The 19,574-nt window shown below is 74.7% G+C and carries 21 protein-coding genes and 1 pseudogene; 12 read left to right on the top strand and 10 right to left on the bottom strand.

What is annotated here, in order from left to right; genetic code table 11:
* The 5 genes and pseudogenes from AC2CHG_RS20950 to AC2CHG_RS20970 form a co-directional block, all read left to right on the top strand.
* Nucleotides 1–497 (top strand): annotated as a pseudogene (locus AC2CHG_RS20950) (hypothetical protein); the annotation flags it as partial.
* Nucleotides 498–570: 73 nt separating this feature from the next.
* Nucleotides 571–1,578, top strand: a complete 1,008-nt coding sequence (locus tag AC2CHG_RS20955) for a mechanosensitive ion channel family protein (RefSeq protein ID WP_262011575.1) — start codon at nt 571–573, stop codon at nt 1,576–1,578.
* Between the two features lie 204 nt (nt 1,579–1,782).
* Nucleotides 1,783–3,021: an MFS transporter gene (locus AC2CHG_RS20960; protein ID WP_357210867.1), complete on the top strand. Its 1,239-nt coding sequence runs from the start codon at nt 1,783–1,785 to the stop codon at nt 3,019–3,021.
* An 80-nt stretch (nt 3,022–3,101) separates the two neighbouring features.
* Nucleotides 3,102–4,964: a transketolase gene (locus tag AC2CHG_RS20965; protein ID WP_262011573.1), complete on the top strand. Its 1,863-nt coding sequence runs from the start codon at nt 3,102–3,104 to the stop codon at nt 4,962–4,964.
* Nucleotides 4,965–5,045: 81 nt separating this feature from the next.
* Complete coding sequence (locus AC2CHG_RS20970) at nt 5,046–5,435, top strand: DUF2267 domain-containing protein (RefSeq protein WP_484525396.1); 390 nt, start codon at nt 5,046–5,048, stop codon at nt 5,433–5,435.
* 88 nt (nt 5,436–5,523) lie between these two features.
* Here AC2CHG_RS20970 and AC2CHG_RS20975 read toward each other — a convergent pair whose 3' ends face one another.
* On the bottom strand, nt 5,524–5,922 hold the full coding sequence (locus AC2CHG_RS20975; RefSeq protein ID WP_262011571.1) for a YchJ family protein: 399 nt from the start codon (nt 5,920–5,922) through the stop codon (nt 5,524–5,526).
* 110 nt (nt 5,923–6,032) lie between these two features.
* On the opposite strand from AC2CHG_RS20975, the gene AC2CHG_RS20980 reads away from it, so the two are divergent.
* Nucleotides 6,033–7,034 (top strand): phosphotransferase family protein, encoded by a 1,002-nt coding sequence (locus tag AC2CHG_RS20980; protein ID WP_484525397.1) that lies wholly within the window; start codon nt 6,033–6,035, stop codon nt 7,032–7,034.
* A 3-nt stretch (nt 7,035–7,037) separates the two neighbouring features.
* On the opposite strand, the gene AC2CHG_RS20985 is transcribed toward AC2CHG_RS20980, so the two are convergent.
* The 4 genes from AC2CHG_RS20985 to AC2CHG_RS21000 all read right to left on the bottom strand — a co-directional run bounded on the left by AC2CHG_RS20985 (nt 7,038) and on the right by AC2CHG_RS21000 (nt 10,246).
* The gene (locus AC2CHG_RS20985; protein WP_262011569.1) at nt 7,038–7,679 is read right to left on the bottom strand and encodes a class F sortase; all 642 of its coding nucleotides are present in this window, start codon (nt 7,677–7,679) and stop codon (nt 7,038–7,040) included.
* Between the two features lie 73 nt (nt 7,680–7,752).
* Nucleotides 7,753–8,235, bottom strand: coding sequence for a hypothetical protein (locus tag AC2CHG_RS20990; RefSeq protein ID WP_194799418.1), 483 nt, complete (start codon nt 8,233–8,235; stop codon nt 7,753–7,755).
* Between the two features lie 242 nt (nt 8,236–8,477).
* Entirely contained in the window at nt 8,478–9,146 is a 669-nt protein-coding gene (locus AC2CHG_RS20995; RefSeq protein WP_355508714.1) for a response regulator, read from the bottom strand.
* The gene (locus AC2CHG_RS21000; RefSeq protein WP_484525398.1) at nt 9,143–10,246 is read right to left on the bottom strand and encodes a sensor histidine kinase; all 1,104 of its coding nucleotides are present in this window, start codon (nt 10,244–10,246) and stop codon (nt 9,143–9,145) included. Before AC2CHG_RS21000 ends, AC2CHG_RS20995 begins: the two co-directional genes overlap by 4 nt.
* A gap of 169 nt (nt 10,247–10,415) precedes the next feature.
* On the opposite strand from AC2CHG_RS21000, the gene AC2CHG_RS21005 reads away from it, so the two are divergent.
* From AC2CHG_RS21005 to AC2CHG_RS21025, 5 genes are all read left to right on the top strand, one after another.
* Nucleotides 10,416–10,832, top strand: coding sequence for a DUF6069 family protein (locus AC2CHG_RS21005; protein ID WP_484525399.1), 417 nt, complete (start codon nt 10,416–10,418; stop codon nt 10,830–10,832).
* A 198-nt stretch (nt 10,833–11,030) separates the two neighbouring features.
* Nucleotides 11,031–11,438 carry a YciI family protein gene (locus tag AC2CHG_RS21010; protein WP_013286440.1) on the top strand — a complete coding sequence of 136 codons (408 nt, stop codon included), beginning with the start codon at nt 11,031–11,033 and terminating at the stop codon, nt 11,436–11,438.
* A gap of 8 nt (nt 11,439–11,446) precedes the next feature.
* Entirely contained in the window at nt 11,447–12,592 is a 1,146-nt protein-coding gene (locus tag AC2CHG_RS21015) for an RNA polymerase sigma factor (protein ID WP_484525404.1), read from the top strand.
* Nucleotides 12,593–12,634: 42 nt separating this feature from the next.
* The gene (locus tag AC2CHG_RS21020; RefSeq protein ID WP_484525400.1) at nt 12,635–13,882 is read left to right on the top strand and encodes an MFS transporter; all 1,248 of its coding nucleotides are present in this window, start codon (nt 12,635–12,637) and stop codon (nt 13,880–13,882) included.
* 48 nt (nt 13,883–13,930) lie between these two features.
* The gene (locus tag AC2CHG_RS21025; RefSeq protein WP_463839591.1) at nt 13,931–15,115 is read left to right on the top strand and encodes a lycopene cyclase family protein; all 1,185 of its coding nucleotides are present in this window, start codon (nt 13,931–13,933) and stop codon (nt 15,113–15,115) included.
* On the opposite strand, the gene AC2CHG_RS21030 is transcribed toward AC2CHG_RS21025, so the two are convergent.
* Nucleotides 15,112–16,230 (bottom strand): serine hydrolase domain-containing protein, encoded by a 1,119-nt coding sequence (locus AC2CHG_RS21030; RefSeq protein ID WP_484525401.1) that lies wholly within the window; start codon nt 16,228–16,230, stop codon nt 15,112–15,114. The two genes, AC2CHG_RS21025 and AC2CHG_RS21030, sit on opposite strands and share 4 nt — an antisense overlap.
* An 89-nt stretch (nt 16,231–16,319) precedes the next feature.
* Nucleotides 16,320–17,108 carry a tyrosine-protein phosphatase gene (locus AC2CHG_RS21035; RefSeq protein ID WP_484525402.1) on the bottom strand — a complete coding sequence of 263 codons (789 nt, stop codon included), beginning with the start codon at nt 17,106–17,108 and terminating at the stop codon, nt 16,320–16,322.
* Nucleotides 17,109–17,178: 70 nt separating this feature from the next.
* Between AC2CHG_RS21035 and rnhA the strand changes: the two genes are divergently transcribed.
* Nucleotides 17,179–17,745, top strand: coding sequence for a ribonuclease HI (gene rnhA / locus AC2CHG_RS21040; protein ID WP_262011561.1), 567 nt, complete (start codon nt 17,179–17,181; stop codon nt 17,743–17,745).
* On the opposite strand, the gene AC2CHG_RS21045 is transcribed toward rnhA, so the two are convergent.
* The 3 genes from AC2CHG_RS21045 to AC2CHG_RS21055 form a co-directional block, all read right to left on the bottom strand.
* Nucleotides 17,664–17,924: a hypothetical protein gene (locus AC2CHG_RS21045; protein WP_013286433.1), complete on the bottom strand. Its 261-nt coding sequence runs from the start codon at nt 17,922–17,924 to the stop codon at nt 17,664–17,666. The two genes, rnhA and AC2CHG_RS21045, sit on opposite strands and share 82 nt — an antisense overlap.
* A 73-nt stretch (nt 17,925–17,997) precedes the next feature.
* The gene (locus AC2CHG_RS21050; RefSeq protein WP_262011560.1) at nt 17,998–18,252 is read right to left on the bottom strand and encodes a preprotein translocase YidC; all 255 of its coding nucleotides are present in this window, start codon (nt 18,250–18,252) and stop codon (nt 17,998–18,000) included.
* Nucleotides 18,253–18,469: 217 nt separating this feature from the next.
* Nucleotides 18,470–19,342, bottom strand: coding sequence for a pentapeptide repeat-containing protein (locus AC2CHG_RS21055; protein ID WP_484525403.1), 873 nt, complete (start codon nt 19,340–19,342; stop codon nt 18,470–18,472).
* Between the last annotated feature and the right edge of the window lie 232 nt (nt 19,343–19,574).

Genomic DNA, 19,574 nt, shown 5'->3' on the forward strand with positions numbered 1-19,574 from the left:
GCGGTGAGCTGCGCTTCGGGCCGGGCGTGCCGGCGACGCCGCCGCCCGCGCCGCCCTGGCCCACCGCGCCCCCGGTCCGCCCGCGTCCGGTCTGGCGTCGCGTCGTCTCGGTGCTGTCCACGCTGCTCACCGTGGTGCTGCTGCTGACTGTCGGCCTCTATCTGTGGCAGCGGCTGCGCCCGCTGGAGGTCGAGGGGGTCACCATGGCGGTGCCCCGGCCTGCGGGTGTCGCCTGCGACGTGACAGTCGACGTGGTGGCCACCGTGCGCACCAACGGGCGCGGCGGGACGATCAGGTACCAGTGGTTCCGCTCCGACGCGCCGCCCGGCGCCGTGCTCACCGAGCGGGTCGGCAGCGGGCAGCACACGGCGGCTCTCACCCTGAAGTGGACGTTCACCGGGGCCGGCACGACCACCGGGATCGCCACCGTCAACATCATCGAACCGTCGACGGCGCAGGCCGGCACCCGGGTCGTCTACCGCTGTCCCGGCGGCTGACCGCGTTTCCCCGCGCGCGGGTCCGGGTAGCCCCACCCGAACAGACCTGGACCACGTACGTGGAGGCCCTTCGATGAGAGACAACTTCGGGGACGCGGTGGGCGACGCGTTCCGTTCGGTGATGCTGTTCCTGCCCAAGGCGGTCGCGTTCGTCGCGATCCTGATCGTCGGCTGGCTGATCGCCAAGGCCGTGCTGAAGCTCGTGGACAAGGTCCTGGAGCGGGTCCACTTCGACCGGGCCGTCGAGCGCGGCGGGATCAAGACCGCGCTGGCCCGCTCGAAGTACGACGCCAGCGACATCGTCGCGAAGCTGGCCTACTACGGCGTGCTGCTGGTGACGCTGCAGCTCGCGTTCGGCATCTGGGGCCCGAACCCCATCTCCGACCTGATCGCCGGTGTGATCGCCTGGCTGCCCCGGGCGTTCGTCGCCATCGTCATCGTGGTGGTCGCCGCGGCCATCGCCCGCGCGGTGAAGGACATCATCTCCAGCGCGCTCGGCGGCCTCTCGTACGGCCGGGTGCTGGCGAACCTCGCCTCCGTGTTCATCCTGGGCCTCGGCGTCATCGCCGCGCTCAACCAGATCGGCGTCGCCACCACAGTCACCACCCCGGTGCTGATCGCGGTGCTCGCCACCGTCGGCGGCATCCTGGTCGTCGGCGTCGGCGGCGGGCTGGTCCGGCCGATGCAGAGCCGCTGGGAGAACTGGCTGACCCGGGCCGAGGAGGAGTCGCGGACCATCGCCACGCACGCCCGCGCGTACCAGGCCGGCCGTCGTGACGTCGAGGCCCGCCTGGCCGCCACCGGCCCGTACGCGGACTCCGAGCTGACCCAGCCGGTGAGCCGCGACGCCGAGGCGGACCGCACGCAGCCGGTCCCGGCCTACCCGGCCACCGCCGGCGCGGATGTCACCGAGCCGGTGCCCTCGCCGGCGGGCGCGGAGGCCACGCAGCACATCCCGGCGTACGCGGACTCCGACCGCACCCAGCCGACCACGCCGCGTCAGCCGACCGCCGAGCAGGCCGCGGACAGCGAGGCCACCATGGTCATCCCGCAGGCCGACGTGGAGAAGTTCCGCCGCTGACCCGACAGCAGCGACGAATCGGGGCGGGACCGCACGGTCCCGCCCCGATCTCGTGCCCGCCGGGGGACAACCGGGACGCGTCGCGGCGGATAGGATCCCGGCATGACCTGGCGATGTTGATGCCTTCCTGAGCGACGAGGCCGCGGGCCGCCGCGGACGCCGTGCATTCCGACCGGTGTCCGTCACGTCCCGTGGGAAGGTTCCATGCTCGTCGCTCCTGCCCGCGTACCAGCGACCCGCCGTCTGGCGGCGACGCTCTACGGGTACGCGTTCCTCACCGACCTCGTCCTGCTCTACCCGCTCTACGTGCTGCTGTTCGCCGACACCGGGTTGTCGGTCGGGCAGATCTCCTCGCTGTTCGTACTCTGGGCGGCCACCGGCATCGTGCTGGAGGTGCCCTCCGGCGTGTGGGCCGACGCGGTGTCGCGCCGCCTGCTGCTCTGCCTGGCGCCGCTGCTGGCCGCCGCCGGGTTCGCACTCTGGGTGCTGCTGCCGTCCTATCCGGCGTTCGCCGTCGGCTTCCTGCTCTGGGGCGCCGGTGGCGCGCTGCGCTCCGGGGCGCTGGAGGCGCTGGTCTTCACCGAGCTGGAACGCCTCGGCGCGGCCGACAGGTACGCCCGGCTGATCGGCCGGACCCGCACCGCCGAGGTGCTCGGCGCGGTCGGATCCGGGGTGCTCGCCGGGCCGGTGTACGCGCTCGGCGGCTACCTCGCGGTCGGCGTGGCGAGCGTGGCCACGTGCCTGCTGGCGGCGGCTGTCGCGGCCCGCTTCCCGGAACACCGCCGACCACCGTCCGCGCCGGTCCCGGGCGAGCCGTACGGGCCGCGCGCGAGTGCCGCGCCGGGGGAGGGGCCGGGCGAGGACGAGCCCGGCTGGCTGGACAGCCTGCGCCTGGGCCTGCGCGAGGTGCGCGCCGACCGACGCGTCCGCGCCGCCGTGCTGCTGGTCGCGGCCGTCACCGCGATCTGGGGTGGGCTCGACGAGTACACCGGGCTGCTGGCCGCCGACATCGGCATGGCCGAGGTGGGCGTACCGCTGCTGCTCCTGCTGGTGTGGGCCGGGATGACCGTGGGCGGGCTGCTCGCGCCGCTGGGCGAGCGGCTGTCCCACCGCGGGTACGCCGGCCTGCTGGTGTTCGCGGCAGCGGCGACCGCCGCCGGTGCGCTGCTGCGGCACCCGGCGGGGTTCGTGCTGCTGGCTGCCGCGTTCGCCGCGTTCCAGTTGGCCACCGTGCTCGCCGACGTGCGGCTCCAGGCCCGGATCACCGGGTCGGCCCGGGCCACCGTCACCTCGCTCGCCGGAATGGCCACCGACCTGACCATCGTCGCCTTCTACGCGGGGTACGGGCTGCTCGCCGGTGCGGTGGGCAACCCGGCTGCCTTCGCGGTCGCGGTGCTGCCGTACCTGCTGGTGGCGCTCTGGCTGCTCACCGGTCGAGCGTGAATCGCCAGAAAGGGGACCAATAGTCGTGTTCGCGGCCTAGCGTTGGTCCGGGAATTCGGCGACCCCGGGAGACGATCGCGGTGACGTTGGAAGCAGAGCGCACGCTGCGCGACGAGGAGCTGACCGGGCTGGCGGACCTGGCCGCCCAGCTACGGGTGGACGCGATCAGGTGCAGCACGATGGCCGGCTCCGGGCATCCCACGTCCAGCCTGTCCGCCGCCGACCTGCTCGCCGTGCTCGTCGCCCGGCACCTGCGCTACGACTGGTCCTACCCGGGCAACCCCGGCAACGACCACCTGATCTTCTCCAAGGGGCACGCCTCCCCACTGCTGTACGCGGTGTTCCGCGCCACCGGCGCGATCAGCGAGCAGGAGCTGCTGGAGACGTACCGGCGATCCGGGTCGCGCCTGCAGGGCCACCCCACGCCGGTGCTGCCCTGGGTGGACGTCGCCACCGGCTCGCTCGGGCAGGGCCTGCCGGTCGGCGTCGGGGTGGCGCTCGCCGCCCAGTACCTCGACCGGTCGCCCGCGCACGTCTGGGTGCTCTGCGGCGACAGCGAGACCGCCGAGGGATCGGTCTGGGAGGCGCTGGACAAGGCCGGCCACTACGGGCTGCGCAACCTCACCACGATCGTGGACGTCAACCGGTTCGGCCAGCGCGGCCCCACCGAACTGGAGTGGGACCTGGACACCTACCGGCGGCGCGTCGAGGCGTTCGGCTGCCAGGCGATAGTCGTCGACGGCCACGACCCGGGCGCGATCGACGAGGCGTACGGGCAGGCACGCGACGCCACCGGACCGGCAGTGGTGCTGGCCCGCACGGTCAAGGGCAAGGGCGTGCCCGAGGTGGAGAACGACCCGGCCTGGCACGGCAAGCCGTTCGACCCGGAACTGGCCGACCGGGCCGTGCGGGCGCTCGGCGGCCCCCGGCGCATCCGGGTCGCCGGACCGAAACCCCCCGCCGCGCCGCGCACCGCCCCGGCCGAGCACGGACAGCCGGAACTGCCGCGGTACTCCCGTGGCGCGAAGGTCGCCACGCGGGACGCGTACGGTGACGCGCTGCGCGCCCTCGGCGCCGCCCGGCCCGACGTGGTCGCGCTCGACGGCGAGGTCAGCGACTCCACCCGGGCGGAGAGCTTCGCCACCGCGTACCCGGATCGGTTCTTCCAGATGTTCATCGCCGAACAGCAGCTCGCCGCCGCGGCGGTGGGCCTGGCGGTGCGCGGCTACCGGCCGTTCGCGGCGACGTTCGCCGCGTTCTGGTCCCGGGCCTACGACTTCATCCGGATGGCCGGGGTGTCCCGCGCCGACATCGCGCTGGTCGGGTCGCACGCCGGGGTGGAGATCGGCGCGGACGGCCCGTCCCAGATGGGGCTGGAGGACATCGCGGCGCTGCGCGCGGTGCCCGGCTCCACGGTGCTCTGCCCGGCCGACGCGGTCTCCTGCGCGGCCCTCGTCGCCCAGATGCCCGACCACCCGGGGGTCAGCTACCTGCGGACGACGCGCGGCAAGTACCCGGTGCTCTACGACGACGCCGAGCCGTTCCCGATCGGCGGCAGCCGGATGGTGCGCGACGGCGGGGACGTGGCGCTGCTCGGCACCGGCGTGACGGTGCACCTGTGCCTCGCCGCCGCCGACGAACTGACCCGCGAGGGCATCGACGCCCGGGTGATCGACCTGTACTCGATCAAGCCGGTGGACCGGCAGCGCCTGGCCGAGACCGTCGTGGAGACCGGCGGGCGGCTCGTCGTGGTCGAGGACCACTACCCGGAGGGCGGGTTGGGCTCGGCGGTGCTGGAGGCGCTCGCCGACCTGGGCGAACCGGCCCGGGTCAACCACCTTGCGGTACGCGGGCTGCCCGGTTCCGGCACCCCCGCCCAGCAGTTCGACCGGGCCGGCATCGGCGTCGGCGCGATCGTCTCGGCGGCGCGGGCCCTGGCCTGAGCGCCTGTTCGCCGGGGCCGGCGGTGTTTGCCGAGACCGGCGGCGGGTAGCCACGCTGCCGTTGCGACGGGAGGACGGACGATGACCGAACCGGAGTTCTACGCGCGGGTGTCCGCCCGCGCCGGCGTACCGGTCGAGACGGCCCGCGCGCTGACCGAGGCGACGCTGCGCACGCTCGCCGAACGGATCAGCGGCGGCGAGGCCGACGACCTGTCCGCGCACGTCGCGCACGAGCTGCGTCCGCTGCTGGCACGCGCCCGGGTCGAAGACCCCGAGGCCTTCGGGTACGACGAGTTCCTGCGCCGGGTCGCCGAGCGCTCCGGCGCTACCCCGTCCGACGCCGAGCGCGGCGCGCGGGCGGTGTTGCAGGCGCTGCACCGGGTGATCGGGCCGGCCCAGTTCAACCGGGCGTTGTCCCAGCTGCCCCGGGAGATCGCCGAGCTGGCCCAGCCCACCCCACGCCCCGCCTAGGTGTAAGGAAGGGCCCCTTATTAACGCCTCCGGTAGAGGAAGGGCCCCTTGTTAACACCCGCCGCCGACGTCGGAGCCGGGGGCGGCGTCACTCGGGCAGCGCGTCGACGTAGACCCAGCGGCCGTCCTCGCGGGCGAAGCGGCTGTGCTCGGCCAGCACACCCGCCCGGCCGCCCTCGCGGTAGTGCGCCCGGAACCGGACCGTACCGGCGCTGTCGAACAGGCCGCCCTGCCCGGTCTCCACGATCTCCAGCCGGGTCCAGCGGGTGCCCGGCTCCAGCTCCAGCCGGTCGGGCCGGGTGCTGGAGTGCCAGCTGTGCCGCAGGTAGGCGGCGTCGCCGAGCGCGAACGCGCTGAACCGGGACCGCATCAGCGCCTCCGCGGTCGCCGCCGTCGCCTCGCCCCGGTGGACCGGGGCGCAGCAGTCCGCGTACGGCCGGCCGGTGCCGCACGGGCAGGTCGCCGGACGTTCGCCCCGTCTCGCCATGCCACGATTCTTCCAAGCGCCGGGGAGGTGTTAACAGAGGGCCCTTCCCCTACCGGAGGCGTTAACAGGGGGCCCTTCCTTACACCGCAACCCGGTACGCTCCCCGGACCATGAGCGTGAGCCCGACTCAGCGTGATCTCGACCCGGGACAGGTCCGCCGCTACCTCATCGCCTCGCTCGGATCCGGTGCCGAGGTGGCCGACTGCGGGCCGCTGACCGGGGGCGGGTTCGCCGCCGTCTGGCAGGTACGCCTCACCGACGGCCGCGACGTGGTGCTCAAGGTCGGTCCGCCGCCGCACGTGCCGTTGCTGCGCTACGAGCGGGACATGATCGGCGCGGAGGCGCACTACCTGCGCCTGGTGGCCGACCGCGCACCGGAGGTGCCGACGCCGGCGCTGCTGCACCACGGCACCGACCCCGAGCTGGGCGACTGGCTGCTCATGGCGCGGCTACCGGGTCGTACCCTCTGGGACCTGAGCCGGGCCGGCGCGGACGTCGGGCCGCTGCGCGCCGAGTTCGGCCGCGCGCTCGCCGCGCTGCACACGGTCACCGGCGAGCGGTACGGCTACGACGGCGACCGGGCCTCCGGCGCGACGTGGCGGGACGCCTACACGGCCATGGTGGACGACATGCTCGCCGACGCCGATGACTGGGCGGTGCCGCTGCCGGTGCCCGCGTCCCGGATCCGGGAGCTGGTGGCGGGGCACGCGGCAGTGCTCGACGCGGTACGCCGCCCGGCGCTGCTGCACTTCGACGGCTGGGCCGGCAACGTGCTCGCCGTCGACGGGCCGGACGGCACACCCCGGCTCACCGGCCTGGTCGACGGCGAACGGTACCTGTGGGGCGATCCGCTGATGGACCTCGTGTCGCCGCTGCTGTTCCGCCGCGCCGAGGACGAGCCGGACGACCCGCTGGTACGCGCCTACCGGGCGGCGGCGCCGTTCCCGCTCGACGACGGGGCGCGGCGGCGGCTCGGGCTCTACCGGCTGTATCTCTACCTGCTGATGACCGTCGAGATGCCCAGCCGGAACATCACCGCCGACAACGACCCGGGCCGGGTGGAGCTGCTGGCGGAACTGCTCGGCGCGGAACTGGCCGACCTGGCGGACTGAGCGTCACCGGGTCGCGGTGGCGAAGACGACGATGTTGTCCGGGTAGCTGCCGGTCCGCGGGTCGAACCGCCCGCCACACGTGATCAACCGCAGCCGCGCCGCCGCGTCGCCGCCGTAGACCCGCGCGGTGGGGAAGCGCTCCTTCGGGTACGCCCCGACGCCGTCCACAGTGAACGTCGCGGTCCGGCCGTCGGCCCGCAGCACCCGGATCGTGTCGCCGCCGCGCAGCCGGCCGAGGTCGAAGAAGACCGCCGGGCCGTGCTGCGAGTCGACGTGCCCGACCAGCACCGCGTTGCCGGCCTGGCCGGGGGCGGGGCCGGGGTGGTACCAGCCGGTGACCTCCGGGCGTTCCAGCGGCGGCACCTCGAGCGCGCCGTCCGCGTCGGTGGCGACCGGGACGATCTCGGCGTCGACGCCGATGCGCGGGACGGTGATCCGCACCGGCGTGGACCGGGGCAGCGCCGGGCCTGCCGTACCCGGTCGTTCGGTGGCGGGCGCGGCGGAGACGCCGGGCTGCGGTGGTGACGCCGACGTGGTGCCGAGCCCGGCCGAGACCAGTCCGGTCCCGGTGGCGGCGGCGACGGTGACGGCGGTGACCAGGACGGCGGTGTGCAGGCGCGACCGGCGCTGCGACTCCGACAGCATCCCACCTCCGTTCGACGGGGACGCGGCGCCCGCGCCGGAGCATCCGGCGCGGGCGGACCGCTCGGCGAGCCGGTCAGGCGACGGCGTCCGCGCGGCGCCGGCGGATGACCGCGTACGCGCCTCCGGCGAGCGCCCCGGCGGCCAGCACGCCACCGGCGATCAGCACCCCGGTGTCGCCGTCGCGCCCGCCGCCACCGGCCTGCGCGCCGCCGATCGGCGTGACGGTGAACGTGGCGCTGCCGCCGTCGCTGCCGTCGCCGCAGGTGGTGGCGACGGTGTACGTGCCGAGCGTGAACCCGGCGGTGAACAGTTCGGCGCTCAGGCCACCGCCCGCGGCCGCAGTGGTGGACCGGACGTTCTGGTCCCGGTCCGGGCCGGTGACCCGGAAGATCGCGTCACCGGCGTTCGGGTTGCACGTCGTGGTCAGCACGACGGTGCCGCCGACCGGGGTGGTGGCGGGTGAGACTCTGGTGTCCGCCAGCGCGGCGGCCGGGAGCAGCAGTGCGCCGAGGCCCACGCCGAACGCCGCCGATCCGAGAAATGACTGTGCCTTCATCCGCGTCTTCCCTCACTTTTCGTCCGCTGTAGGCGTGGGACGTCGTTCGGGTGGCCAACTCCGTGACGAGCACCGGTGTGGCCAACACTAGGAGGGTTGCGGCGGTCACTGGGGGTAATTGAGAAATCTTCGTTGCCGTCCGGTGTGCTCCCTGCCGCCACGAGACGGCGGACATGCCGGGCCAGGCCGGACGGCGAGCCGTCACGGTTGGCCGCGTCTGGGTCCGCTGTCCGGTTCGGCGCCTACCGGGCCGGCGGCTCCGGCCGGACCAGTCCGGTGTCGTACGCGAGGACCACCGCCTGGATCCGGTCGCGCAGGCCCAGCTTGGTGAGGATCGCCGAGACGTGGGTCTTCACGGTGGCGGTGCTCAGGTGCAGCCGGGCGGCGATCTCCGCATTGGACAGTGCCCGCGCGGTGAGTGTCAGCACCTCCCGCTCGCGGGCGGTCAGCACGGCGAGGGCGTCGCCGGTGGGCGCGGGCGCGGGCAGCCGGTCGGCGTACCGGTCCAGCAGCCGCCGGGTCACTGTGGGCGCGAGCAGGGCCTCGCCGCGCGCCACCACGCGTACCGCCTCGGCGAGGTCGGCCGGGCGGGTGTCCTTGAGCAGGAACGCGCTGGCCCCGGCGCGCAACGCGGCGTAGACGTGTTCGTCCAGGTCGAAGGTGGTCAGCATGACCACCTTGGCCGGGTTGCCGGCGGCCACCAGGTCGCGGGTGGCGGCGATGCCGTCGCGCCGGGGCATCCGCACGTCCATCAGCACCACGTCCGGCCTCGTCCGGGTCGCCACCGCGACCGCCTCGACGCCGTCGGCGGCCTCGCCGACCACACTCAGGTCGGGCCGCGCGTCGAGGACTGTGCGCAGCCCGGCGCGGATCAGTTCCTGGTCGTCGGCGACCACCACCCGCACGGTCACCGGCCCGCTCCGACCGGCAGTCGCGCGTGGACCCGGAACCCGCCGGCCGGCAGCGGGCCGGCGTCGAGCGTGCCGCCGAGCAGCCGGGCCCGCTCCCGCATGCCGACGATGCCGCGCCCGGTGGGCGTACCGGGCCGGCGGGCGGGCGCCGGGCCGTCGTTGACGACCTCCAGCCGCAGTACGCCGTCGCGGTAGTGGACGTCGACGTCGGCGCGGGTGGCGTGCCCGTGGCGCAGCGCGTTCGTCAGTGACTCCTGCACGATCCGGTACGCCGACAGTTGCACCCCGCCGGGTAGCGCCTCGCCGTCGCCCTCCCGGTGCAGCGTCACCGGCAGGCCAACCGCCCGTACGGCGTCGGCGAGCGCGTCGAGCTGCGCCAGCCCCGGCTGTGGCCCGCCCTGCTCGGAGCCGTCGTCGACGGCGAGCGCGTGCAGCATGGCCCGCAGTTCGGTCAGCGCCGACCGGGCCGCCGTGTCGATCGCGGCGAGCGCGGCGCGGGCCTGCGCCGGGTGCTCGTCAAACACGTCCTCGGCGGCGGCGGCCTGCACCGCGATGACCGCGACGTGGTGCGCCACCACGTCGTGCAGTTCCCGGGAGATGCGTTCCCGCTCGGCCGCCAGCACCTGCCGTTCCCACGCGCAGCGCCGTTGCGCCTGGCCCCGTTGCAGTTCGCCGAGCGTCCAGCTCAGGCCCAGCGCGGTCACCGCCAGCAGCAGGTCCCGCCAGCCGCCGGTGACCAGCTTCCACGGCGTGGGCGCCAGCAGCAGCCCGAGCGCGACGAGCGAGTACCGGGGCGGGCGCAGCCGGGTCACGTACGCCATCGGGATGGCGACCAGCCCGAGCCAGCCGAGTTGCGGGCAGAGCGCCTCCAGGCCGACGCCGGCCAGCGCGGCGACGCCGACGGCGTACCCCGGGTGGCGCCGGATCCACAGCAGACAGCTCGCCTGCGCCACGGCGAGGCCGACCGCGACGGCGGTCGCGCCGGTCGTGTCCGGGCCGGCGTCGGAGGCCAGCAGCGCGAGCAGGCACACGGCGAGGCTCGCGGTGGCGATGCCGCCGTCGAGCAGCAGCAGGAACCGGGACCGGGACGCGCACCTCATGTCCGGATGCTAGGCCGCCGGTCCACCGCTTCTCATCGGTCGCCAGACGGAGATCCGCGCCGGTGGTCGGTCCAGCGACGGAGCCGGGAACCGCTCCGCGGCCCGATCCGCGCGGCGGCCCGCCGGACCTAGCGTTTCCGGCAGTCGTCCCGATGTGGAGGAGTCACCGATGGAGACCACGATCCCGACCGTCGCCACCCGCCCGAACCGCCGCCGGGACCGCCTGCTCACGGTGTTCGCGGCGACCGTCGCCGCGCTGCTGGGATGGGTGGTCGCGGTACCGGTCGCCGGGGTGGACCTGATCGCGCGCAGCGGCTCGACGGACCAGCGGGTGACGCCGGTGGCGGTGGCGGTGAGCACGCTGCTCGCCGGGCTGGCCGGCTGGGTGCTGCTGGCCCTGCTGGAGCGGCTCACCGCCCGCGCCCGGACGGCCTGGACGGTGGTCGCGGGCCTGGTGCTGCTGGTGTCCCTGCTCGGGCCGCTGGGCGGGGGAGTGGGGCGTGCGGCGACGCTGACGCTTGTGGTGTTGCACCTGGTCGCGGGCGCGGTGCTGATCACCGGCCTGCGCCGGACCGCCGCCCGCTGACGGCCGGCGATCCGCTGGCTGGTCCGGACCGCCGCGACGGGGGCAGGCGGCCCGGACCATCAGAACCAGCTTCCTAGGATGGCTTGCGCGATGTGACGCCCGAAATTCCTTTGCCACCGATGTCGAGAACGCCAGGGCGGCTTCGTCCCCTGAGTGAACGCGGCCAGAATGGGTCGCACCCTCCACGAGGAGACACAGATGAAGTACCTGCTCCTGAAGCACTACCGCGGCGGTCCGACCCCGGTGTCCGACATGCCGATGATCGACAAGTGGACGCCGGAGGAGATCTCCGCGCACGTGCACTACATGCAGGAGTTCGCGGCGAAGCTCCAGGAGAGCGGCGAGTACGTCGACGGCCAGGCGCTCGCCCCGGAGGGCACGTTCGTCCGCTACGACGGCGAGGGACGCCCGCCGGTGACCGACGGCCCGTTCGCCGAGACGAAGGACCTCATCGCCGGCTGGATGGTGATCGACGTGGACAGCTACGAGCGCGCGCTCGAACTCGCCGCCGAGCTGTCGGCCGCGCCCGGGCAGGGCGGCAAGCCGATCCACGAGTGGCTGGAGCTGCGCCCGTTCCTGACCGCGCCGCCGACCATCACCGAGTGATCCGTCCGATGGACGAGGTCGCACTCCGCAGCCTCATCCCGGGCGTTCTCGGTGTCCTCGTCCGCCGCGGAGCCGACTTCGCGGCGGCCGAGGACGCCGTGCAGGACGCACTCGTCGAGGCGCTGCGTGTCTGGCCGGACGACCCGCCCCGCGATCCGCGCGGCTGGCTGGTGACGGTGGCGTGGCGGCGGTTCCTGGACGTGGTCCGCGCCGACGCCGCCCGGCGCCGGCGTGAGGACCTCGTGGACGAGGAGCCGCCGCCCGGGCCGGTGCCGGCGGTGGACGACACGCTGCGGCTCTACTTCCTCTGCGCGCATCCGTCGCTGAGCCCGTCGTCGGCCGTCGCGTTGACGCTGCGTGCCGTCGGCGGGCTCACCACCCGGCAGATCGCGCAGGCGTACCTGGTGCCGGAGGCCACCATGGCGCAGCGGATCAGCCGGGCCAAGCGCACCGTCTCCGGGGTCCGCTTCGACCGGGCCGGTGACGTCGCCACCGTGCTGCGGGTGCTGTACCTGGTGTTCAACGAGGGCTACTCCGGCGACGTGGACCTGGCGGCCGAGGCGATCCGGCTCACCCGGCAGCTCGCCGCCGCGATCGACCACCCGGAGGTGGCCGGGCTGCTCGCGCTCATGCTGCTGCACCACGCCCGCCGGGCCGGACGGACCGCGCCCGACGGCAGCCTGGTGCCGCTGGCCGAGCAGGACCGCCGCCGGTGGGACACCACGCTGATCGCCGAGGGCGTGGGCATCCTGCAGACCGCCCTGTCCCGGGACCGGCTGGGCGAGTTCCAGGCCCAGGCCGCGATCGCGGCCCTGCACGCCGACGCGCCCACCGCGGCGGAGACCGACTGGGTGCAGATCGTCGAGTGGTACGACGAACTGGTCCGCCTGACCGGCAGCCCGATCGCCCGGCTCAACCGGGCGGTGGCGGTCGGCGAGGCGGACGGCCCGCGCGCCGGGCTGGCGGCGCTCGCGGCGCTGGACGACACGCTGCCCCGGTACACGGCGGTGGCCGCGTACCTGCACGAACGCGACGGCGACCCGGACACGGCGGCGCGGCTGTACGCGGAGGCGGCCCGCCGGGCGTCCAGCCTGGCCGAACGCGACCACCTGAACCGGCAGGCGGCCCGCCTCAACAGCCGCCGCCCCGGATAAACCGGTCGGCGGCGACCGTCGGCGCTGGTAGGTTGCCTCGCCGTGACGGGGGAACGGCTCGGCGGGCGCTTCGCCCGACTGTGGACGGCGAGCACACTGTCCGCGCTGGGGAGTGGGACGGCGACGGTGGCCGCACCGTTGTACGTGGCATCGATCACCGACGATCCGCTTGTGGTGTCGGCCGGGGCGGCGGTGTCGTGGCTGCCGTGGCTGCTGTTCGCGCTGCCCGGTGGCGTGCTCGCCGACCGGGTGGACCGGCGGCGGCTGATGGTGCTGATCGACTGGGTACGCGTCGGCGCGCTCGCCGTGCTCGCCGCGGCGATGCTCGCCGACCGGGCCGGGATCGCGCTGCTCTACGCGGTGCTGTTCGTGGTGAACACCGGCGAGGTGGTGTTCCGGACCGCCGCGCAGGCGGTGCTGCCGGCGGTGGTGCCGCGCTCGATGCTGGAACGCGCCAACGGGTGGCTGGGCGGCGGCACCCAGGTGATGCAGAACATGATCGCCGGCCCGCTCGGCGGGTTCCTGTTCGTGCTGGCGGCGTCACTGCCGTTCGCCCTCAACGCCGGCACGTACGCGCTGAGCGCCGTGCTGGTCGGGCTGCTCGCCGGGACGTACCGCGGCGGGCCGGCGCCGGATGAGCGGCGGTCGGTGCGGGCGGAGGTCGCGGAGGGGTTCCGCTGGCTGTGGCGGCAGCGGCTGCTGCGCACCATGACCGTGCTGATCGGCCTGCTCAACGTCACGCTCACCGCCGCGGTGGCGGTGCTGGTGCTGCTCGCCACCGAGCGGCTGGGCCTCGGCTCGGTCGGCTACGGCGCGTTGTTCACCTGCATGGCGGTCGGCGGGGTGCTCGGCTCGCTGGTGGGGGACCGGCTGATCGCCGCCATCACGCCCACCTGGACGGTGCGGACCGGGCTGCTGATCGAGGCGGGACTGCACCTGGCGCTCGCCGCGTCCCGCAGCGCCGCCGTGGTCGGGTTCGCGCTGTTCGCGTTCGGCGCGCACAGCGCGCTGTGGAACATCGTGGCGAACTCGCTGCGACAGCGGCTCACCCCGCCGGAGTTGATGGGCCGGGTCGGCAGCACCACGTTGTTCGTCGCGGCGGGTGGCAACTGTGCCGGCGCGCTGCTCGGCGGGGTGGTGGCGGCCCGGTTCGGCATCACCGCGCCGTACTGGGTGGGTTTCGTGGTGGCGGTCGCGGTGATCGCCGCGACGTGGCGGGTCTTCGACCGGGCGACGGTGGCCGCCGCCTACGCCGAGCCGGCCCCGCAGAAGCCCGCGCCGGTGGCCTGAGCGCGGGTCGGCCGGTGGCCGCCTGCGCCGATGTGGCAGCGTGGCCGGATGCACGCTTCCTTCCCGGTCGACGTCGACCTCGCGCTGGTCGGCGGCGGCGGCGCCGCGTCCCTGGTCCTGGCCGCGCTGGACCGCCACGACGTGACCGGGCTGCGGGTCGCGGTGGTCGACCCGGTGCACAAGCGCGGCCAGGACCGCACCTGGGCGTTCTGGGGCCTGCCCGGCGACGACCTCGACCCGCTGCTGAGCGCGAGCTGGTCGCAGGTCGACGTGGTCACGCCGGCCGGCCGCCGCGTCCTCACGCTCGACCCCCTGCGGTACGGCATGCTCCGCTCCGCCCCGGTCTACGACCGGGCTGCCGCGGCCGAGCGGCGGCTGGACGCGGTCCGGATCAGCGCCCCGGCGGGGGAGTTGCACGACGACGGTGAGCGGGTCACGGTCCGCGACCCGGACGGGCGGGACCTGGTGCGGGCCGGGTGGGTGCTCGACTCGCGGCCCCGGCGGCCGAAGCGACCGGGACGTACCAGCTGGTTGCAGCACTTCCGCGGCTGGTGGCTGGCCGCCGACCGGCCGACGTTCGACAGGCAGCGGGCGGTGCTGATGGACTTCCGCACACCCCAGCCGGAACGCGGCGTCTCCTTCGGGTACGTGCTGCCCGTCGACGACCGGTTCGCGCTGGTCGAGTACACCGAGTTCGGGCCGGAACTGCTCGACGACGCCGGGTACGACGCGGCGCTGCGCGGCTACGCCGACCTGCTCGGCCTGGACCTGACCGCGCTGCGGGTGCGGGAGGTCGAGGACGGCGTGATCCCGATGACCGACGGCCCGTTCGAGTCCCGCCCGAGCCCGCGCGTGGTGCGGCTCGGCACCGCGGGTGGGGCGACCCGGCCGTCCACCGGATTCACGTTCTCCGCGATGCTGCGCCAGGCCGACCAGGTGGCACTGGCGCTCGCCGCCGGCCGTCCGCCGGTGCCGGCGCCCGCGTACCCGGGCCGGCACCTGTGGATGGACGCGGTGGCGCTGCGCGCACTGGATCGCGGGCACGTCGGCGGGGTGGAGTTCTTCGAGCGGCTGTTCGACCGCAACCCGCCGGAGCGGGTGCTGCGGTTCCTCGACGGCGTGACCAGCCCGGCCGAGGACCTGGCGGTGATGCGGTCCAGCCCGCTGCTGCCGATGACCGGCGCGGTGCTCGGCGACGCGGCCGGGCGGTTGCGGGCCCGCCTGCGCCGCTAGCCTCGGTGGCCGGTCGCTGCGGCGACGCGGTCGCGTACCAGCGTCCGCAGTTGCTCCATCGGGTCGCCGTCGCCCGCGCCGAGCCGGTTGCGCACCGCCGCCACCGTCAATCCCAGTTCCGGGTACGCGAACGCGAGGCTCCCGCCGCTACCCGCGGTGCCGAACGATCCGTCGTCGTCGACCGCGTACCCGAGCCCGAACGTGCTCTCCTGCCCGAACACCCACTCCTGTGCGCGTACCGCCGGGGCGGACACCTCCCGCATCCGCTCGGCGGAGATCAGCCGTACCCCGTCGACCGGGCCGAGCAGTGCCGCGTACATCCGGGCCACCGCGCGGGCGCTCATCGTGCCGACCGACGGCACGTCGGCGCATAGCACGTCGGGGCGGGAGCCGATGACGGTGTCCGGCCGTACGCCGGGTGGCGCGACCGCGTCGAAGTGCGGCAGGTTCGCCCCGGCCCAGGTCATCAGGGCGGACAGGCCGGCGTCCTCCAGCCGCGCCAGCCGGGGCAGGTCCGCCTCCGGTACGCCGAGGAACAGTTCCCGGTCCACGCCGAGCGGCCCGGCCACCTCGTTCGCGAGCACCCGCGAGATGGGCGCGCCGGTGACCCGCCGGACCACCTCGCCGACCAGCCAGCCCCACGTCCACGCGTGGTACGCGAGCCGCTCGCCCGGCGCCCACAGCGGACGCGCGTCGGCCAGCAGTTCGCACATGCGCGTCCAGTCGGTGAAGTCCTCGGGTGTGACGTCGGCGGGCAGCGCGGGCAGGCCGGCGGTGTGGGTGAGCACGTGCCGCAGCGTGATGCCGTCCTTGCCGTGCCGGGCGAACTCCGGCCACACCGCGGCGAGCGGCAGGTCGTAGTCGAGGCGTCCCCGCTCGGCCAGCACGTGCACCACTGTGGCGGTGAGGCCCTTGCCGGTGGAGACCGCGTGCACGGGCGTGTCGGCGGTCATCGGCCGGCCCGTGGTGGTGTCGGCCAGGCCGGCCTGCTCGGTGACGATCGCCACCCCGTCCAGGTAGGCGGCCACCTGCACACCGGTCTCCCGCCCGGAGGAGACCAGCTCGCCGATCGTCGCCCGTACCTCGGCCCGCAGGCCGTCCCACCGCGTGTCCACGATCCCGCAGCGTGCCAGACCGTGGCAGCGGCGTCGTCTGCTTTTCGTGGGAACGGCGACCGCGCCCGGTATCGGCGGCCGGCGGTGCTCTACCGGGCTGCCGGCGTCGGCGTACTGCCGGTGGTGCCCTGGCTGGGCAGCGAGTGCGTGCCGTCGGTGAGCAGCCGGGCGCGCAACGCGTCGATCGTCTTCTCGCCGACGCCGAGCCGGCCGGTCACGTACCCGTGCACCGAACCGTGCGCGGCCCGCAGGTCGGCCAGCACCAGCCGGATGATCTCGGCCGGCGCCCGCCCGTACGCGGGCCAACCAGGCGTCGCGCCGCCGTTGCGGTCCCGCCACTCGGCCACCAGGCGGTCGGTGGCGTGCTCGGTGAGCGCGAAGTCCGCCGCGATCTGGTCGTCGTCCACGCCGAGCAGGGACAGCACCAGCGCGGCGAGCAGCCCGGTGCGGTCCTTGCCGGACGCGCAGTGGAACACCAGCGGGTGCTCGCCGTCCGCGATCACCTCGATCGCCCGGCGCAGCTCGGCCACGCCGTCCTCGGCCACCTCGGCGTACCGGTCGGCCAGGTAGCGCCACGGGTCCACGTCGGGGTCGATGTCGGCCTGCACGTACGGCCGGTGCTCGATGCTCAGGTTGTGCCAGGTGACGCCGAGGCTCTCCGGGGCCCGGCCGCGGTCGGCGATCTCCCACGGATACCGCAGGTCGATCACGGTGCGCACGCCGAGCGCCGCGAACCGTTCCAGATCCTCACCGGCGAGCTTGGCCAGCGAGTCGGAGCGGTAGAGGCGGCCCCGGGCGACGGTGCGGCCGTCGCCGGTCCGCCGGCCGCCGAGGTCACGGAAGTTGCAGAGCGTGGCGAAGTCCGGGGGAGTGGTCATCCCGGCACGCTAGCCGGGCGCGGCGGGTCGGGTGGTCCCGCGTGCCCGCGTACCCGGTAGGTTGCCGGGCATGGCGGAGGCGGAGACCGGCCGGGTCGTGGAGATCTGGACCGACGGCGCGTGCAGCGGCAATCCCGGGCCCGGCGGGTGGGGCGCGGTGCTGCGCTGGGGCGGGCACGAGCGGGAACTGTGCGGCGGCGAGGCCACCCCGACCACGAACAACCGGATGGAGCTGACCGCCGCGATCCGGGCGCTGGAGAGCCTGACCCGCCCGGTCACGGTACGGCTGCACACCGACAGCACGTACGTGCGCAACGGCATCACCGGCTGGCTGAACGCGTGGAAGCGCAACGGCTGGCTGACCGCCGCGAAGCAGCCGGTGAAGAACGCCGACCTGTGGCAGGCGCTGGAGGCGGCCTGCGCCAGGCACGACGTGACGTGGCTGTGGGTGAAGGGCCACAACGGGCACCCGGAGAACGAGCGCGCCGACGCGCTGGCGAACCGGGGCATGACCGAGGCGCGAGGCGCCGGCCCGGCCGACACCCCGCGTGCGCGTCAGCGCAGCGGCCGGCCCTCCTCGATCTCCTCCGGCTCCTCGGACGGGTCGCCGGTGCCGGAGACCGCATCGACGTCGTAACCGGCCCGGCTGACCTCGCGTGCCGAGCGCCGGTCCTCGGCGGGCAGGTCGGCGAAGTCGTCACCGGTGTCGTCGGTGGTGTGCAGGGATTCGCCCGGCGGGCGCAGGGACGCCTCGTACGCGGTCGCGCCGTCGGGTTCGTCGCCGGCCGCGCGGCCGAAGGACTCTTCACTGGTCATGTCGCACTCCTGCCCGCAGCGGGTGACGGCAAACGTTCGGGTGGCCTGGTGTCCGGCCAGTGCGCGCGCTCGCTCAGCCGGCGGCGTCCCGTCCGCGGGCCGCGTCCGGGTGGGTCGGCATCGAGGAGCCGCCCGAGCTGCTGCCGGAGGCGCCGCCCGCCATGCCGGATCCGTCGTCCTCGGTCACCTCGTCCGGTTTCGGCGCACCGGGAGCGGGCGCCGGCACGTCGGTGTCCGCGGCCGTCTGCACCAGCGGCACCTGCCCGGCCTCGTCCTCGGCGTGTGCCGGGTCGACCGGCTCCGCACCGTCGCGTGCCCGATATCCCACCGGGGCCCCTCCCGTTCGGCCAACAGTCGTTCGCGCGGCCTACCCGACCCCACCCCCACCAAACCCGCCCCCCGCACTCGCCGTCCTCCCACCCGCGCCCCATTTCTCGCCGTGATCAAGGAGTTCGTGTCCCGATCCGGCCCCGAGCCGGACACAAACTCCTTGATCGCCCCTGTGCGGGTGCGGGTGCCGATGCGCGGGCGGGCCGGGTTCAGCGTCAGCGGGGTCGGGGTCGGGGTCGGGGGTGGCGCCGGCGCGGCTGGGGGCGCGTCGGGGTCAGCGTCAGGGACCAGTGGGACGGGCGGCGCAGGCCCGGCGGCAGGACCGTGCGGTGGTCGCCGCGGGCAGCGTCGAGCTGCGACTGGTGCGTGAACAGGCACTCGCCCAGGTCCGCGCCGCGCAGGTCGGCCCCGCGCAGGTCCGCGCCGGTCAGGTCGGCGGCGCCGAGGCGTACGCCCCGCAGGTCGGCGCCGATCAGGCAGGCGCCGCGCAGGTTCGCCCCGGTCAGCGGGGTACGGCGCAGGTCCACCCCGATCAGCGTCGCGCCCCGCCGGTCCGGCCCGGCCCGCCCGGCGCGGGCCTGGTCGGCGGCACGGGACAGCAGCCGGTTGGCCCGGTCCCGGTGTGCGTCGACGTCGAGGGCGAGCAGGTCGTCGGGAGTGGCGTCGGTGAGCCGGCCGGTCTCGTCGAGCGCGGTGGTCAGCTCGTCGCGCAGCGGGCCGGGCGGGGCCAGGCGTACCGCCTCGGTCAGGTACCACAGCAGTTCGTGCAGCGGCCGCAGCACGGCGAAGCTGTCGAACATGCGCTGTGCGGTGGCCGGGTCGGCCCGCCAGTCGCGGCCGGCGAACGTGTGCTGCGTGAGGTGCTGGCCGGCGCCGAAGCAGTCGAACACGGTGCATCCGGGGAAGCCGCGTTGCCGTAGCTCGGTGTGGATGCCGCAGCGGAAGTCGGCGCCCAGGTTCGGGCAGGGCCGCCCGGCGGGCTTGTCGATGGCGAAGTCGGCCGACGCGGTGAACGCGGGAGCGACGCAGCACACTCCGGCGCAGCGCGAGCAGTCCGCCCGCAACTCCCGCCCGTCCTCACCCGCCACCCGCACAGTCTCCCTCCCAACACCCCGCCCCCATTCTCCGCACCCACCCGCCCACCTCCCACCCCACCCCGTCGATCATGAGGTTGACGGCGACAAACCGGAGGCGGAACCGCCGCCAACCTCATGATCAACGCGACAAGGAGGGGATGCTCCTATAGAAGTCAAGGGGTGTTGAGGGTGGTGAAGTCAGCGAGGAGGGCGGTGTGGACCTCGCGGACGATGTAGCGCTTGA

This window comes from Micromonospora sp. ATLC20 (assembly GCF_057196585.1).

Excerpts from the sequence above, each read along its gene's own strand:
- AC2CHG_RS20955 (WP_262011575.1), top strand. The coding sequence starts at position 571 with ATGAGAGACAACTTCGGGGACGCGGTGGGCGACGCGTTCCGTTCGGTG.
- AC2CHG_RS20960 (WP_357210867.1), top strand. The coding sequence starts at position 1,783 with ATGCTCGTCGCTCCTGCCCGCGTACCAGCGACCCGCCGTCTGGCGGCG.
- AC2CHG_RS20970 (WP_484525396.1), top strand. The coding sequence starts at position 5,046 with ATGACCGAACCGGAGTTCTACGCGCGGGTGTCCGCCCGCGCCGGCGTA.
- AC2CHG_RS20975 (WP_262011571.1), bottom strand. The coding sequence starts at position 5,922 with ATGGCGAGACGGGGCGAACGTCCGGCGACCTGCCCGTGCGGCACCGGC.
- AC2CHG_RS20980 (WP_484525397.1), top strand. The coding sequence starts at position 6,033 with ATGAGCGTGAGCCCGACTCAGCGTGATCTCGACCCGGGACAGGTCCGC.
- AC2CHG_RS20985 (WP_262011569.1), bottom strand. The coding sequence starts at position 7,679 with ATGCTGTCGGAGTCGCAGCGCCGGTCGCGCCTGCACACCGCCGTCCTG.
- AC2CHG_RS20990 (WP_194799418.1), bottom strand. The coding sequence starts at position 8,235 with ATGAAGGCACAGTCATTTCTCGGATCGGCGGCGTTCGGCGTGGGCCTC.
- AC2CHG_RS21000 (WP_484525398.1), bottom strand. The coding sequence starts at position 10,246 with ATGAGGTGCGCGTCCCGGTCCCGGTTCCTGCTGCTGCTCGACGGCGGC.
- AC2CHG_RS21005 (WP_484525399.1), top strand. The coding sequence starts at position 10,416 with ATGGAGACCACGATCCCGACCGTCGCCACCCGCCCGAACCGCCGCCGG.
- AC2CHG_RS21010 (WP_013286440.1), top strand. The coding sequence starts at position 11,031 with ATGAAGTACCTGCTCCTGAAGCACTACCGCGGCGGTCCGACCCCGGTG.
- AC2CHG_RS21015 (WP_484525404.1), top strand. The coding sequence starts at position 11,447 with ATGGACGAGGTCGCACTCCGCAGCCTCATCCCGGGCGTTCTCGGTGTC.
- AC2CHG_RS21025 (WP_463839591.1), top strand. The coding sequence starts at position 13,931 with ATGCACGCTTCCTTCCCGGTCGACGTCGACCTCGCGCTGGTCGGCGGC.
- AC2CHG_RS21035 (WP_484525402.1), bottom strand. The coding sequence starts at position 17,108 with ATGACCACTCCCCCGGACTTCGCCACGCTCTGCAACTTCCGTGACCTC.
- rnhA (WP_262011561.1), top strand. The coding sequence starts at position 17,179 with ATGGCGGAGGCGGAGACCGGCCGGGTCGTGGAGATCTGGACCGACGGC.
- AC2CHG_RS21045 (WP_013286433.1), bottom strand. The coding sequence starts at position 17,924 with ATGACCAGTGAAGAGTCCTTCGGCCGCGCGGCCGGCGACGAACCCGAC.